This is a genomic window from Tabrizicola sp. TH137 (assembly GCF_002855575.1).
Classification (GTDB): domain Bacteria; phylum Pseudomonadota; class Alphaproteobacteria; order Rhodobacterales; family Rhodobacteraceae; genus Paragemmobacter.
Genome location: NZ_PKRQ01000003.1, coordinates 259,857 through 275,052 on the forward strand (window position 1 = coordinate 259,857; position 15,196 = coordinate 275,052).

A 15,196-nucleotide genomic window follows, 5' to 3' on the forward strand; every position below is an offset into this window, starting at 1 on the left:
TCAGTGGGCCTGGGCCGCACCGGCGCCTTTCGGCACGCGGATCGACTGGATCAGGTCCTGCACGTCCTGCGGCGGAGCCTTGGTCATGCCGGACACGATATAGGCCACCGCGAAGTTCAGCAGCGCGCCGATCGGGCCGAAGGCCGCAGGCGAGATGCCGAGGAAGTGGGCATCCGGCGTGTTCGGGAACATGTTCGTACCCGGGACGAAGAACCAGCCCAGGTAGAGGAAGATGTAGACCGAGGTCGTGATCAGACCGACCAGCATGCCTGCGATGGCGCCTTCCTTGGTGACGCGGGTGGAGAAGATCCCCATCATCAGCACCGGGAAGATGGTCGCAGCCGCCAGACCGAAGGCCAGAGCAACCACCTGCGCGGCAAAGCCGGGCGGGTCGAGGCCGAGCCAGGTCGCCAGCACGATGGCGAAGGCCATCGAGATACGCGCCCAGAGCAGTTCGCCCTTCTCGCTGATATCGGGCTTGAGCGCGCCCTTGATCAGGTCGTGGCTGATGGCCGAGGAGATGGCCAAGAGCAGGCCCGCCGCGGTGGACAGAGCCGCCGCCAGGGCGCCTGCGGCGACCAGTGCGATGACCCAGCCCGGCAGCTTGGCGATTTCCGGGTTGGCGAGAACCATGATGTCGTTGTTCACCGTGGTCAGTTCGTTCCCGACGAGGCCCTGTTCGGCCAGCGACTTGCCGTTCAGGCCGTTGGCCGGATCGGCCAGCGCCGCGTCGAGAGCCGCCTTCGCCTCGGTCACCTTGGCTTCGAGCGCGGCCTTGTCGGCATCGGCCGGAGCCTCGGCCAGGGCCTTGTTCGCATCGGCCAGAGCCTTGTTGGCCGCCGCGAGTGCCGGCTTTTCGTTGAAGTACTGGATCAGGCCGTCGCCGTTCTTGTCTTCGAACACCAGAAGACCGGTTTTCTGCCAGTTCAGGATCCAGGACAGTTCCGGGTTGGTGTTGATCTCCTCGACCGAAAGCGCGGGCTTGTCGAAGGCGCTGCCCTCGATTGCACCCGGCCAGAAGGTCGTGGTGATGTTCAGACGCGCCATCGACCCCACCGCCGGAGCGACGGTGTAGAGCAGCGCGATGAAGACCAGCGCCCAGCCTGCCGAAGACCGCGCGTCCGAAACCTTCGGCACGGTGAAGAAGCGGATGATCACGTGCGGAAGGCCCGCGGTCCCGATCATCAGCGACATCGTCACGAGGAACATGTTGAACATGTTCGGCGTGTCGGCGGTGTAGGCGGCGAAGCCCAGTTCCGTCACGACCTGGTCCAGCTTGTGCAGGAAGAAGTCATCCGGCGTGCTGCTCGGGGCATAGCCGCCGATCAGGCCGAGCTGGGGCAGGAAGTTTCCGGTCAGTTGCAGCGAGATGAACAGCGCCGGGATCGTATAGGCGATGATCAGCACGACATATTGCGCCACCTGCGTATAGGTGATGCCCTTCATGCCGCCGAACACCGCATAGGCGAACACGACTGCCGAGCCGATCAGAAGGCCCGTCGTGGTGGACACTTCGAGGAAGCGCGCGAAGGTCACGCCGACGCCCACCATCTGCCCGATCACGTAGGTGATCGAGATCACCAGAAGGCAGATCACCGCCACCATCCGTGCAGAGGTGGAGTAGAAGCGATCACCCACGAATTCCGGCACGGTGAACTTGCCGAACTTGCGCAGATAGGGCGCAAGCAGCAGCGCCAGCAGCACATAGCCGCCGGTCCAGCCCATCAGGAAGACCGAGTTGTTGTAGCCCCCGAAGGCGATGAGACCCGCCATCGAGATGAACGATGCCGCCGACATCCAGTCGGCCGCCGTGGCCATGCCGTTCATGACCGGGGGAACGCCCTGGCTGGCGGCATAGAATTCCGACGTCGATCCGGCGCGCGCCCAGAAGGCGATCCCGAAATAAAGCGCGAAGGACGCGCCGACGACGATGAGATTGAGGGTAAACTGATCCATCTCTCGCCGCCCTTATTCCTGAACGCCGTGTTCTTTGTCGAGCTTGTTCATCTTCGCCGCATAGGCGAAGATCAGCACGAGAAAGACGTAGATCGAACCGTTTTGCGCGAACCAGAAGCCAAGATCGGCGCCGCCGATCGAGATGCCGGAAAGCGCCGGACGCAGGATGATGCCCAAGCCGAAAGAGCAGACGAACCAGATCACCATCGAGATGGTGATGACCCGGATATTCGCTGCCCAATAGGCGTTGGACGATGTCTTGTCCGCCATGAGTGCTACTCCCTGAGGTTTCTTTGTCTCCACCCGCGCCCCCCTGTTCCGGGGGAAGCGGCCTCCCTTCAAGTCACGCCGAGACGCGGCTCACGATGGCGGCAAGCGCGCTGCGGATCGCGGGGATGGGCCCCATCGCGTCGATCCGTTGCAGCACGCCCTTGCCATCGTAATAGGCGATCAGCGGTGCCGTCTGGGCGTGATAGGCCTTCAGCCTTTCCCGCACCGTTTCGGCGGTGTCGTCGGCCCGGCGCTTGAACGCCGTGCCGCCGCATTTGTCGCAAGTGCCCGCCACGGCGGGCTGCTTGAATTCGTCATGATAGCCTTCGCCGCAGGTCGCGCAGGTGAAACGGCCTGCCACGCGGCCGACCATCGCCTCGTCATCGACATCGAGGCTGATCGCGGCTGTCACCCGTTGCCCGTTGGCCGCCAGCAGCGCATCCAGCGCCGCCGCCTGCCCCGCCGTGCGCGGAAAGCCGTCGAGGATCACGCCCTGCGCAACATCCGGCGCCGCCATGCGGTCCTTGAGGATGGCGAGGACGATGTCGTCAGAGACGAGTTGCCCCGCCTCCATCACGGCCTTGGCCTGACGCCCCGCCTCCGTCCCCGCCGCCACCGCCGCGCGCAGCAGGTCGCCGGTCGAAAGCTGGACGAGGCCGAAATCCTCTTCCAGCATCCGCGCCTGTGTGCCCTTCCCGGCACCCGGAGGGCCGAGCAGGATCAGGACGGCAGGTTGGGCAAGGACCTCGGTCATGCCCGGTTCATCCGGTTTTCGATCAGTTCATCGACGACGGACGGATCGGCCAGCGTGGAGGTGTCGCCCAGCGACCCGAAATCGTTCTCGGCGATCTTGCGCAGGATGCGGCGCATGATCTTGCCCGAGCGGGTTTTCGGCAGGCCAGGCGCCCATTGGATGAGGTCGGGCTTGGCGATGGGGCCGATCTCGGTGCGGACCCAGGCCTCCAGCTCCTTGCGGAGGGCGTCGGTGGGTTCCTCGCCCTTCATCAGGGTGACATAGGCATAGATGCCCTGGCCCTTGATGTCATGCGGATAGCCCACGACCGCCGCCTCGGCCACCTTGGGATGGGCGACAAGGGCGCTTTCCACCTCGGCCGTGCCCATGCGGTGGCCCGAGACGTTGATCACGTCATCGACGCGGCCGGTGATCCAGTAATAGCCATCGGCATCGCGGCGGCAGCCGTCGCCGGTGAAGTAATAGCCGCGATACTGGCTGAAATAGGCCTCTTCGAAGCGGGCATGGTCGCCCCAGAGGGTGCGCATCTGCCCCGGCCAGCTATCGGCGATGCAGAGGACGCCGTCGGTTTCCGTCTCTTCCTGAACCTTGGCCGAGGCGGGGTCCAGAACGATGGGCTTGACCCCGAAGAAGGGCTTGGTGGCCGAGCCCGGCTTCTGCGGGATGGCGCCCGGCAGCGGGGTGATGAGATGGCCGCCGGTTTCGGTCTGCCAGAAGGTATCGACGATGGGGCAGCGGCCCTTGCCGACATGGGTGTTGTACCAGTTCCAGGCCTCGGGGTTGATGGGTTCCCCCACCGATCCCAGCAGGCGCAGCGAGGACAGGTCGTGCTTTTCCACCCATTCCGCACCCAGACCCATGAGCGAGCGGATCGCCGTCGGCGCGGTGTAGAACTGCGTCACCTTGTGCTTGGCGCAGACCTCCCAGAAGCGGCCGGCATCCGGATAGGTCGGCACGCCTTCGAACATGATCGTGGTCGCGCCATTGGCCAGCGGGCCATAGACGATGTAGCTGTGCCCGGTGACCCAGCCCACATCGGCGGTGCACCAGAAGATGTCGCCATCATGATAGTCGAAGGTCATCTGATGGGTCATCGCGGCATAGACGAGATAGCCGCCGGAGGTATGCACCACCCCCTTCGGCTTGCCCGTGGAGCCGGAGGTGTAGAGGATGAAGAGCGGGTCTTCGGCGCCAACCTCGGTATAGGCACAATAGGGCGCGGCCTCGGCCATCTCGGCGGTCAGGTCGATGTCGCGGCCTTCGGTCCAGTGGGTCTGGTCGCCGGTATGCTTGACCACCAGGCATTTCACCCGGTCCGAGCAATGCAGCAGCGCCTGGTCGGTATTGCCCTTGAGCGGGGTCTTCTTGCCGCCGCGCGGGGCGAAATCGGCGGTGATGACGACCTTCGCCTCGGAATCGTTGATGCGGTTGGCGAGGGCGTCGGGCGAAAAGCCGCCGAAGACGACCGAATGGATCGCGCCGATGCGCGCGCAGGCCAGCATGGCATAGGCCGCTTCGGGGATCATCGGAAGGTAGAGGACGACGCGATCGCCCTTCCTTACCCCGTGCTTCTTCAGCACATTCGCCATGCGGCAGGTCTGTTCCAGAAGCTGGGCATAGGTGATGTGGCGGGCGGGCGTCTTGGGATCATCGGGTTCCCAGATGATGGCGGTCTGGTTCGCCCGCTGCATCATGTGACGGTCGATGCAGTTCGCCGAGACGTTGAGGGTGCCATCCTCGAACCATTTGATGGACACATTGCCGTAGTCGAAGCTGGTATTCTTGACGACCGAGTAATCGCTGATCCAGTCGATCCGCTTGCCCTGTTCGCCCCAGAAGGCGGCCGGGTCGGCGACCGAGGCCGCGTACATGCGGTCATAGGCCGCTGCATCCACATGGGCCTTTGCAATGAACTCTGCGGGGGCCGAATAGACCCCCGTCTGCTGCACGGAATCTGCCATCTGTGTTCCTCCACCAGTCTGTCGCGCGTCGAGTGTGGCCGTCCTATCAGCCCGTGCCGAAGCTGACGATCACGCCCCCGCGATCAGATTTGATCCCAGTTAATCCACAACAAGTTATTGATGTCCATCAGTAATTTAGTAAATTCATTTACGAAATCCGGATTGATTTGTTATTTTATTTTCAATGCCGCCGGTAAGCCGCGCCGGAACTTGCAGAATCCGCAGCGCGGGCGGCGCGGGGAAGGGTGGCGCGCGCAGGGTTGCGGGCACGTTTTGTCGCAGCCCCGCAGGACGGCTTGGCCGGTGGGGCCCCCTGCCAAGCCGCCCCCCCCCTGCCCTCCTGCCGCGCGGGCGATGGCCCCCGACCGACTCGCCCGATGACCGTCCTCTTCCGGCCACGGCCTGCGGCGCGTCGGATGGCTTTCCTGTAACGGAATGGCCGCAGCCGCGAAGTGGCAGGCATGGACCCTGTCGCCGACGGAGGATCGGAGCGCATCGGCAGCCATTGCGGAGGCGGGTGACAGACGGCGCCGGACCCTTGCAGCGGCGGATCGCGCGGCTGCTGGGCCACGGCAAAGGAGACGGAACGAGGGGCAAGCGCGGCAAGGGCCGGGCGGGCCTGCAACAGGACGGAAGGCGCGGTTGGCATGGCCCGGAAAGGGGCCTGCGGAGCACTGGCCGCGCTCAGGGAAAGGCATCTGACATGAAGACCGAACACCTTGTCGCGGCACTGGCCGCCGACAGCCGGACGGAGGCGGCCCCTTGGGCGGCCCTCTGGCCTGCGCTGGCCACGGCGCTGGCCCTGGCGGTGCTGGCGGTCTGGGCCCTTCTCGGGCTGCGGGCCGATCTTCTCCGGTCGCTGGCCGATCCGATATCGGTCCTGCGCTTTGTGCTGACAGCCGCCCTCGGGGGGCTGGGCCTGCGGCTGGCGCTGGTGCTGGCCCGGCCGGAGGGGCGCAGTCTGGCGCGGCCTTGGCTGGTGACACTACCGATGGCGGCGGCGCTGGCGCTTCTGATCTGGGCCTATGTCAGCACACCGGCCGAGGGGCGGCAGATGGCGCTGGTGGGCAAGACGATGGCCACCTGTCTGGTGATGATCCCGCTGCTGTCCGTCCTGCCGGTGGCGGCGATCCTGATGGCCCTGCATCGGGGGGCCACCACCTCGCCTGCCCTTGCGGGCTTTGCGGCGGGGCTTGGGGGAAGCGGCCTTGCGGCCACGGCCTATGCGATGCATTGCAGCGAGGACAGCCCGCTTTTCTATGTGACCTGGTACGGCCTCGCGATGGGCGGGGTCACGATGCTGGCCACGATGATCGGGGCGCGGTTCCTGCGCTGGTAGCGCGGGGGTTTGGGCCGCGTCATGGGGCGGATTGCCCTGTAACGCCACCGCTCCGCCGGGCGAACTGCCGAAGATGGGAGGGCCTGCCGATGCCCCGCGCCGGGCGCCGTGTGAGGCGCTGTCCGGTCCGCGCGCGCCGGGGAGAGGGGGCCTGCCGCCGGGATCACGTCGCTGCGACGGGAGTGACACATGTGTAATGCCTCCCGCCCGGACCGCGAAGGGACGGGCGGAAACAACAGGAGTTTTCCATGTTCAAGATCAGCGCCCTTGCGCTTGCCCTCGTCGCCGCGCCGGGCGGGACCGCCTTCGCCGGCGAGCAGTATATCGACGCGACGGGCTTTGCCGTCTCGGGCTATGATGTCGTGTCCTATTTCGATCTGCCGCAGGCCGCGATCGGCCAGCCGCAGCCATCGCCCCTGCCCGGCAATGCGGCGATCACGGCAAGCTTCAACGGCGCGACCTTCGCCTTTGCCACGACGGAACATCGTGACGCCTTCCTGGCCAGTCCGGAGGCCTTCCTCCCGCAATATGACGGGCATTGCGCCTATGGGGTTGCCAAGGGGCGCAAGGTTCCCGGCAACCCGACCCTGTGGCGGATCGTCGATGACCGGCTTTACCTGAACATCACCGAGGCTGTCGTCGGAGACTGGGAAGAGGACATTCCCGGCAATCTGGCGAAATCCGGGGCGAACTGGCCGGGGATCGAGGCCGATGCCGCCGCGACCGACCGGATACCGGACTTCATCTCGGCCGCGCCGGTGGCCGAATGACCGGAGCGGAGCGATGAGCGGCGCCGCGCCCGGACCGGGTCCCGTGCAGGCCCTTGGCGGGCTGCGCGTGCTTGACCTGTCGCGCATCCTTGCCGGTCCTTCGGCGACCCAGCTTCTGGCCGATCTGGGGGCGGAGGTGATCAAGATCGAACGCCCCGGCACGGGCGATGATACGCGCGGCTGGGGGCCGCCTTTCGTCACCGATGACAGCGGGGCCGAAACCGGCGCCAGCGCCTATTTCCTGTCGGCCAACCGGGGCAAGCATTCGGTTGCCGTCGATATCGCCGATCCGCGGGGGCAGGCGCTGGTGCAGGCGCTGGCCGCGCGGGCGGATGTTCTGGTCGAGAATTTCAAGCCCGGCGATCTGGCGCGCTACGGGCTGGACGCGGCGCGGCTGCGGGAGGCCAATCCGCGCCTGATCTATTGTTCCATATCGGGTTTCGGCCAGACCGGGCCGAATGCGGGGCGGGCGGGATATGACTTTCTGGTGCAGGGCGAAGGCGGGTTGATGAGCCTGACGGGCCTGGCAGATGGCCCGCCGCTGAAGGCGGGGGTCGGCATCGCGGACCTGATCTGCGGCATGTATGCCGCCGTCGGCATCCTTGCCGCGCTTGCGGCGCGTGGGGAAACCGGGCGGGGCCAGCATATCGACCTTGCGCTGATGGATGCGCAGGTGGCGATGCTGGTCAATCAGGGGGTCGGCTATCTGGTGGATGGCAAGGTCCCGCCGAGGCGCGGCAATGACCACCCGACCATCGTGCCCTATGGCAGCTTTCCAGCGAGCGATGGCAGCTTCATCCTTGCCGTCGGCAATGACGGCCAGTTCGCCCGCTTCGCGGCGCTGGCCGGGGCGCCCGGTCTTGCGACCGATCCGCGCTTTGCCACCAATGCCGCGCGGGTGCGCAACCGCGAAGTGCTGATCCCGCTGATCGCCGCCCTGACGGCGGGCCGGACGGCGGAGGACTGGCTGGCGCTCTGCGCGGCGCAGAACATCCCGGCAGGCCCGATCAACGATCTTGCGCAGGTCTTCGCCAGTCCGCAGGTTGCGGCGCGCGGGATGACCGTTCCGATGACCCTGTCCGATGGCGCGGCGGTCAGGGTGATCGGCAATCCGTTGAAGATGTCGGAAACCCCTGTCACCTATGCAAAGCCGCCGCCTGCGCTCGGGGCGGATACCGGCGCGGTTCTGGCGCGCCATCTGGGGCTGACGCGGGCGGAGCTTTCCGCCCTTGCGGCGGCGGGCGTGATTGACGGAGAGATGGACGCATGACGACGACCGGCGCGGATATCATCGGGCAGGCCCTTGCCAAGGCGGGTGCCACCCATGCCTTCGGCATTCCCGGCGGCGAGGTGCTGGCCCTGATGCAGGGGCTGGATGCCGCAGGACTGACCTTCGTGCTGGTCAAGCACGAGAATGGCGGCGGCTTCATGGCCGAGGGGCTGTGGCACATGACGGGCAGCCTGCCCGTGCTGGTGGCCACGCTTGGCCCCGGCGTGGCGAATGCGGTCAATGTGGTGGCCAATGCGATGCAGGATCGCGTGCCGCTGATCTTCCTGACGGGCTGCGTGGATGCGGCCGAGGCGGAAACCTATACGCATCAGGTCTTTGACCATCAGGCGATGCTGCGCCCGGTTGTGAAGGGCAGCTTCCGCCTTGCGCCGGGCGCCATCGGGGCGGGCATGGCCAAGGCGATTGCCCTTGCCGTTTCGGGCCAGCCCGGGCCGGTTCATGTCGATGTGCCGATCACCGTCGCGGAAGGCGCGGCGGATGAAGCCCCTGCCCCGCCGCCCTGGACCGCTGCCCCCGGCCTGCCACCGCAGGGGGCGCTGGAGGAGGCGCTGGCCGCGCTGAGGGGCGCGGCGCGGCCGCTTGCCCTTGCCGGGGTGGATGCGGTGAACGAAGGGGCCGGACCGGCCATCGCCGCCTTCTGCCGCAGCCACGGCATCCCCCTCATCACCACCTACAAGGGCAAGGGCCTGATGGATGAGGCCGATCCTCTCTGCCTCGGCGGGGCGGGCCTGTCGCCGCGGGCCGACCGCATCCTGCTGCCGCTGGTCGCAGAGGCCGATACGGTGCTGCTCTGCGGCTATGATCCCATCGAGATGCGGATCGGCTGGCGCAATGCCTTCGGCCCGAAGCAGAGGGTGATCGACCTTGCCCCCTGCCGCCGCGACCATGGCATGCACCGGGCCGACATCCCGCTGATCGGCGGGATCGCCCAGACCCTTGCCGCGCTGCGCCATGACGCGCCGCCGCGATGGGCGGAGGGGCAGCCGCAGGCCGCGCGTGACGCGCTCAGATCGGCCTTCGCGGGCCGCGAGGACTGGGGTCCCCATGCCGTCTTTGCAACGCTGCGGGCGGTGATGCCCGCCCCGACCGTGATCACCGCCGATTCCGGCGCCCATCGCATCCTGCTCAGCCAGATGTGGGATTGCCCGGCGCCGCGCCTGATCCTGCAATCCTCGGGCCTTTGCACCATGGCCTGCGCGGTGCCGCTTGCCGGGGGGGCCAAGCTGGGCCGACCGGAGGCGCCGGTTCTGGCTTTTGTCGGCGATGCCGGGCTGGAGATGGGGGCTGGGGAACTGGCCACGCTTGCAGCCCAGAACCTGCCCATCCTGATCTGCGTCCTCGTGGATCACAGCCTGACCCTGATCGAGATGAAGCAGCGTGCCAGCCAGCGCCCGAATCTGGGCGTTGATTTCGGCGGGCCGGGCAAGGGGACCGATTTCGCGGCCCTCGCCCGTGCCTTCGGCGGGCATGGCGCGGATGTCTTCGACAGGGCCAGCCTCGCCCGCGAGGCCGCTGCCGCCCTCGGGCGCGACCGGTTCACCCTGATCGCCGCGCATATCCCGCGCCGGGCCTATGACGGGGCCTTCTAGGCCCGGCTGCATGACAAGGGCGTGAGGCCGCTGTCATAATCCGATCCGGCTGTAACAAAGCCGGGCAGCCCAGCGAAGCGCAGTGTATCCGCGCCTGCTGTTGCCGGTCTCCGCCCCATGCAGGCCTTCACTCCGCCGTGAAAGGTTTGCCCATGCACTTGTCAGATGACCTGAGTGGAACGCCCACCTCGCTTTCGCCGGAATGGATCGGCGACTGGAACAGGGTCATCAGGGGCATCCTGTCGCATGCGGCGAGCACCGGCCCCGATCTGAACCGCGTTCTGGCGGCCTGTCCCGATTTCGCGCTGGGACAGGCGATCCGGGGGATTTCCTGTCTTCTGCTGGGACGGGCCGAGATGGTGGAGATCGCGCGGCAGGCCTATGCCGCCGCCCTTGCCGGGGCGCCGGCCACGATGCGGGAAATCGCCTTCGTCCATGCGCTGGGCGACTGGTTGCAGGGCCGCCCGTCGCGCGCCGCCGCGCGGATGGAGGTGGTCCTGTCCCTGAACCCGCGCGATGCGTTGGCGATGAAGATGGTTCAGGCCATCCATTTCGTCATGGGCAGGCCCGAGGCGATGCGGGCCTCGGTCGAGGGCATTCTTCCGGCCTGGGACGATCATCCGGCGCGCGGCTATATCCTTGGCTGCCATGCCTTCACACTGGAGGAAACCGGCGACTTCGCGCGGGCCGAGCGGATCGGCCGCGAGGGCGTGGCGCTTGCCCCGGATGATGCCTGGGGTCTGCATGCCGTGGCCCATGTCTATGACAGCACCGGCCGGGCGCGGGCCGGTCTGGACTGGTTGACCGGCCGCGAGAGTGCCTGGGCGCATTGCAACAACTTCCGCTTCCATGTCTGGTGGCACCGCGCCCTGATGCATCTGGACCTGGGACAATACGAGACGGCGCTGGCGCTTTATGATGCCGATATCCGCGCCGAAAAGACCGATGACTATCGCGACATCTCGAATGCGGCGTCCCTTCTTGCCCGGCTGGAGCTGGACGGTGTCGATGTCGGGAACCGCTGGGAGGAACTTGCCGACCTGTCCGAACATCGTGCCGGTGACGGCTGCCTGGCCTTTGCCGACCTGCATTACATGCTGGCGCTCTGCGGCGGAGAGCGGGAACAGGCGGCGGCGGGACTGATTGCCCGGATGCAGGCGACGCGCGCGCCCGGCCATGAGGCGCAGCGCATCATCGCCCATCCCGGCCTGCATGTCGCACAGGGACTTCAGGCCTTTGCGGCGGGGGAATATGCCTCGGCCTGGATGCATCTGCGGGCCGGACGCGCCGATTTGCAGCAGATCGGCGGCAGCCATGCCCAGCGCGATGTCTTTGACCGCATCACCATCGAAGCCGCCCTGCGCAGCGGCTATGCCGATGCGGCAGAGGGCCTTTTGCGGGACCGCATGGCACGGCGAGCCGGGTCACTCGACGGCTATGCCGCCGCGCGCCTGTCGCTGATCGAGTCGATCCGCGTGAAGGCCGTCTGAGATGGCCCCGGCCCAGAAACAGCGCGACCTGCGCCTCGATTTCTTCCGCGGGCTGGGGATGTTCATCATCCTGATCGCCCATATCACCGGCAATCCCTGGACGCTCTGGATTCCGGCCCGCTTCGGCTTTTCCGATGCGACGGAGATGTTTGTCTTCTGTTCTGGCATGGCCTCGGCCCTGGCCTTCGGGGCGGTCTTTTCCCGTGCGGGCTGGGGGATGGGGACGCTGCGCATCCTGCATCGGGTCTGGCAGGTCTATTGGGTGCATCTGGGTGTCTTCTTCGTGACCCTGTCCCTGATGCTGGCGCTGAACCTGACGGGTGTTTTCCCGCGCAACGAGGTTTCGGCGCTGAACCTCACTCACTTCCTCGACAATACCGGCCCTAACCTGATCGGGCTGCTGACGCTGACCTATGTGCCGAATTACTTCGACATCCTGCCGATGTATCTGGTGATCCTTGCGCTGATCCCCGTGATGATGGCGCTGGCCCGTCACGACGCGCGGCTGGCACTGGCGGCTAGCGTGGCGCTGTGGATCGCGGCCACGGCTGGGCTGAACCTTCCTGCCGAACTCTGGTTCACCAACGGGTCCGAGCGGAGGTGGTTCTTCAACCCCTTCGCCTGGCAACTGGTCTTCTTCACCGGTTTCGCCCTGATGGCGGGCTGGCTTCCCGCCCCGCCGATCCATCGCGGGCTGATCTGGCTGGCGGTGGGGATCGTCGTCCTGTCGGTGCCCTTCGCCTGGGGCAAGGTCTATGCGCAGGTGGACATGCTGCGCGAGGCCCGCGCCTTGGCCGCGCCGCTGTTCAACAAGACGGATTTCGGCATCCTGCGCTATGTCCATTTCCTGGCCCTCGGCTATCTGGCCTGGGTCGCGGTCGGGCCGGGCGGCGCGCGGCTGCGGCAAGGGGGATGGGCGGGGAAGGCGATTGCCGTGATCTGCCGCGTGGGGCAGCAATCGCTGGCGGTCTTTGCCGCCTCCATGGTGCTGGCGCGGCTGCTTGGGGCGCTGCTGAAGCTGGCCGGGAACGGCCCCCTTGCCGCGCTGGCGGTGAATCTGGCGGGTTTCGCCCTGATCATCGCGGTGGCCTGGATCGCCGCCTATTTCAAGAGCCAGCCGTGGAAGACCGCCCCGGTCCGCAGCGCCCCGGGCGCGGCTGACATCGCGTGGCAGGCCCGGGTGCGGTCGTGACCTTTTCGCCGCGCGAGCTGCGGCCCGGACATCTTGCAGCGCTGCCGCTGGCGATGCCGGAGCAAAGCCTGACGGACCCTTTCCGCGATCCGTCGGCACCGGGTCTGCCCCGGCAGAGGTGGCGAGCAGCCTGCCGGGCCTTCGTGGGTCTGCTTCCGCTCGGTCTGACGGTCGCGCTGGTGTGGACGAGCCTCGACTGGTTCCGGCTGGACGGGCGGCTGACGGCGGCGGAGGGGGCGCTGGCGGGGCTGTCGGGCCTTGCCGTCTTCTGGATGGCCTTTGCCGTCGCCACGGCGATCCTCGGCCTTTTCTGGCGGCCCGAACCTGCGCCGCGCCCCTTGCGGCGGCTGACGGTCGCCATCCTGTTGCCGATCTATGGCGAACCCGCCGAGGAAACGATCGGCACTGCCGTGCAGCTTCTGGCCGGGCTTGCCGGGAAGGGCAGGCACGGGTTTTCGCTCCATGTCCTGTCCGACACCCGCCCTGCCGAGGCGGCGCAGCGTGAGGAAGCGGTGATGGCGGCGGCCCGCCTGCGGCATCCGGGCCTTGTGCTGTGCTATCGCCGCCGCGCCCGGAACAGCGATTACAAATCGGGCAATATCCGCGACTGGGTGGTCGCGGAAGGCCATGCGCATGAGGCCATGCTGATCCTGGATGCAGACAGCGTCATGGGCCCCGATACGGTGCTCCGCATGGTTGATGCGATGGCAAGGCAGGCGGGAACCGGGCTGATCCAGACCATCCCGCGCGTCCTGCCGGGCCGGACCGTCTGGCAGGGATTGCAGAGCTTTGCCTCTGACGTCTATGGCCTGAACATGGGCCGCGGCTTCGCCCTTTGGACCGGGAGCGAAGGCAATTTCCTTGGCCACAACGCCCTTGTGCGGATTTCGGCCTTTGCCGCCTCGGCGGGATTGCCGCATCTGCCCGGCCCTGCCCCGCGTGGCGGGGTCATCCTGAGCCATGACTTCGTCGAAGCCGCCCTTCTGCGCCGGGCCGGGTGGGGCGTGCAGATGATGCCCGAGGCCGAAGACAGCCATGAGGACACGCCCGAAACGCTGATGGGCTATCTGCGGCGTGACCAGCGCTGGTGTCAGGGCAATCTTCAGCATCTGCGACTGCTCTTCGTGCCCGGGCTGCATCCCGTGTCGCGGTTTCATCTGTTGCAGGGGGCGATGGCCTATCTTGCCTCGGTCTGGTGGCTGCTTCTGCTCCTGCTCTGGGCGCTGCCCGGCCGGGACGGGACGCCGCCGCCCCCGATGACGGAAGCGGGCATGGCCGCTGTCATCGCGGGGCTGCTGATCGCGCCCAAGATCCTGGGCATCATCGCCCATCTGCGCTGGCGTGGCCTGACGCCGGGTGAAGCCCCGCGCTTTGCCGGCCTTGTTCTGGCCGAGATCGTCATCTCGGCGCTGCTGGCCCCGGCGCTGATGGTGCAGCAGGTGCGGGCGGTGCTGCGTATCCTGCGGGGGCTGGATGGCGGCTGGGTGCCGCATGTCGCGGGCCGGTCCGACCTGCGCAGCCTCTGGCGCTGCCACAGGATCGAAAGCGGGCTGGGCGCGGCGCTGCTTGGCCTGTCGCTGGCCGGGCAGATCAGCCTCTGGCTTCTGCCCATCGGCATCTGCCTTTGCCTGACCATTCCGCTGGCGGCCCTGGTGCAGATGCCGCGCGCAAGCTTCACAATGCGCCGTGTCGCGCCGGAGACCACCGCATGATCCGCCGTTTCGCCCTCTGTGCCGTCGCCCTTGCCGCGATGCTCTGCGGTTCCATCGCGGCGGCCGAATGCAATGGCGCGCCGGAGCCCTGCCTGCTGCCCGATGGCAGCTATCACATCCTGCTGCCCGAGGGGGTGACGGGTCCCCGCCCGGCAGTGCTGCTGCTGCATGGCTATGGCGGCGAAGGGGAAGGATTCATGCGCCGGGACAGGATCGCCGGGCAATTCCTGGAGCGCGGCTATGCGGTCATCGCGCCGGATGGCCAGCCGCGCGACGATGGCAAGGGCCGATCCTGGGATTTTCACCCCGAGCGCCCTGCCCGCCGCGACGAGATCGCCTTCCTGACTGCCGTGGCTGATGATGCGGCGGCGAAATACGGGTTGACGCGGGAGGACATGCTGCTGGCCGGGTTTTCGATCGGCGGGTCGATGACAAGCTATGTCGCCTGCCGAAGCCCCGCCGCCTTCGCAGCCTATGCGCCGGTCGCCGGCAGTTTCTGGCGCCCGCATCCGGCTGCCTGCGCGGGGCCGGTGCGCCTGCTGCATACCCATGGCACCGCCGACCGGACGGTCCCACTTGCCGGGCGCGCGATCACGCCCGAATTCGTGCAGGGCAATGTGCCGGAGGCGATGCAAATCTGGCGCAAGGCCAATGGCTGCCGGTCGGAGGCGGCCGACCAGACCGAAAGCCGCGGGATCTATACGATCCGGAGGTGGACGGAGTGCGCCCCCGGCACGGACCTGATCTTCGCCCTGCATGGCGGCGGGCACAGCATCCCGAAAGGCTGGGCACAGATGGTGCTGGATTGGCATGAGGGGCGCGACTGACGCGGCAAACGTCGCGCAAGACGGGCCATGGCGTTCAGGTGCGGC

11 protein-coding genes and 1 pseudogene are annotated in these 15,196 nt (G+C 67.2%); 8 read left to right on the plus strand and 4 right to left on the minus strand.

Features of this window, described 5'->3' with window-relative positions; genetic code table 11:
* The 4 genes and pseudogenes from C0V75_RS11145 to acs form a co-directional block, all read right to left on the minus strand.
* Positions 1-1,956 (minus strand): sodium:solute symporter family protein, encoded by a 1,956-nt coding sequence (locus C0V75_RS11145; RefSeq protein ID WP_101921014.1) that lies wholly within the window; start codon positions 1,954-1,956, stop codon positions 1-3.
* Positions 1,957-1,968: 12 nt separating this feature from the next.
* Complete coding sequence (locus C0V75_RS11150) at positions 1,969-2,226, minus strand: DUF4212 domain-containing protein (protein ID WP_101921015.1); 258 nt, start codon at positions 2,224-2,226, stop codon at positions 1,969-1,971.
* Between the two features lie 73 nt (positions 2,227-2,299).
* Positions 2,300-2,980, minus strand: coding sequence for an adenylate kinase (locus C0V75_RS11155; protein WP_101921016.1), 681 nt, complete (start codon positions 2,978-2,980; stop codon positions 2,300-2,302).
* A pseudogene (gene acs / locus C0V75_RS11160) lies at positions 2,977-5,007 on the minus strand (acetate--CoA ligase); the annotation flags it as partial. The gene C0V75_RS11155 and the pseudogene acs, both read right to left, overlap by 4 nt.
* A gap of 637 nt (positions 5,008-5,644) precedes the next feature.
* Here acs and C0V75_RS22965 point away from each other — a divergent pair.
* From C0V75_RS22965 to C0V75_RS11200, 8 genes are all read left to right on the plus strand, one after another.
* Positions 5,645-6,280, plus strand: coding sequence for an NrsF family protein (locus C0V75_RS22965; protein ID WP_158241829.1), 636 nt, complete (start codon positions 5,645-5,647; stop codon positions 6,278-6,280).
* 248 nt (positions 6,281-6,528) lie between these two features.
* Positions 6,529-7,050, plus strand: coding sequence for a YHS domain-containing (seleno)protein (locus C0V75_RS11170; RefSeq protein ID WP_101921019.1), 522 nt, complete (start codon positions 6,529-6,531; stop codon positions 7,048-7,050).
* A 13-nt stretch (positions 7,051-7,063) separates the two neighbouring features.
* Positions 7,064-8,320, plus strand: a complete 1,257-nt coding sequence (locus C0V75_RS11175; RefSeq protein WP_216821440.1) for a CaiB/BaiF CoA-transferase family protein — start codon at positions 7,064-7,066, stop codon at positions 8,318-8,320.
* A complete protein-coding gene (locus C0V75_RS11180; protein ID WP_101921021.1) occupies positions 8,317-9,930 on the plus strand; it encodes a thiamine pyrophosphate-binding protein in 1,614 nt (537 codons plus the stop codon). The genes C0V75_RS11175 and C0V75_RS11180 overlap by 4 nt, the downstream gene beginning before the upstream one ends.
* Positions 9,931-10,088: 158 nt before the next feature.
* The gene (locus C0V75_RS11185) at positions 10,089-11,420 is read left to right on the plus strand and encodes a tetratricopeptide repeat protein (protein WP_101921290.1); all 1,332 of its coding nucleotides are present in this window, start codon (positions 10,089-10,091) and stop codon (positions 11,418-11,420) included.
* Position 11,421: 1 nt separating this feature from the next.
* Positions 11,422-12,612 carry an OpgC family protein gene (locus C0V75_RS11190; RefSeq protein WP_101921022.1) on the plus strand — a complete coding sequence of 397 codons (1,191 nt, stop codon included), beginning with the start codon at positions 11,422-11,424 and terminating at the stop codon, positions 12,610-12,612.
* A complete protein-coding gene (gene mdoH / locus C0V75_RS11195) occupies positions 12,609-14,324 on the plus strand; it encodes a glucans biosynthesis glucosyltransferase MdoH (RefSeq protein WP_143710410.1) in 1,716 nt (571 codons plus the stop codon). Before C0V75_RS11190 ends, mdoH begins: the two co-directional genes overlap by 4 nt.
* Positions 14,321-15,151, plus strand: a complete 831-nt coding sequence (locus C0V75_RS11200; RefSeq protein WP_101921024.1) for a PHB depolymerase family esterase — start codon at positions 14,321-14,323, stop codon at positions 15,149-15,151. The genes mdoH and C0V75_RS11200 overlap by 4 nt, the downstream gene beginning before the upstream one ends.
* The last annotated feature ends 45 nt before the right edge of the window (positions 15,152-15,196 follow it).

What these genes read in the sequence shown, in the direction of transcription:
- C0V75_RS11145 (WP_101921014.1), bottom strand. Translation starts at nt 1,956, where the DNA reads ATGGATCAGTTTACCCTCAATCTCATCGTCGTCGGCGCGTCCTTCGCG.
- C0V75_RS11150 (WP_101921015.1), bottom strand. Translation starts at nt 2,226, where the DNA reads ATGGCGGACAAGACATCGTCCAACGCCTATTGGGCAGCGAATATCCGG.
- C0V75_RS11155 (WP_101921016.1), bottom strand. Translation starts at nt 2,980, where the DNA reads ATGACCGAGGTCCTTGCCCAACCTGCCGTCCTGATCCTGCTCGGCCCT.
- C0V75_RS22965 (WP_158241829.1), top strand. Translation starts at nt 5,645, where the DNA reads ATGAAGACCGAACACCTTGTCGCGGCACTGGCCGCCGACAGCCGGACG.
- C0V75_RS11170 (WP_101921019.1), top strand. Translation starts at nt 6,529, where the DNA reads ATGTTCAAGATCAGCGCCCTTGCGCTTGCCCTCGTCGCCGCGCCGGGC.
- C0V75_RS11175 (WP_216821440.1), top strand. Translation starts at nt 7,064, where the DNA reads ATGAGCGGCGCCGCGCCCGGACCGGGTCCCGTGCAGGCCCTTGGCGGG.
- C0V75_RS11180 (WP_101921021.1), top strand. Translation starts at nt 8,317, where the DNA reads ATGACGACGACCGGCGCGGATATCATCGGGCAGGCCCTTGCCAAGGCG.
- C0V75_RS11190 (WP_101921022.1), top strand. Translation starts at nt 11,422, where the DNA reads ATGGCCCCGGCCCAGAAACAGCGCGACCTGCGCCTCGATTTCTTCCGC.
- C0V75_RS11200 (WP_101921024.1), top strand. Translation starts at nt 14,321, where the DNA reads ATGATCCGCCGTTTCGCCCTCTGTGCCGTCGCCCTTGCCGCGATGCTC.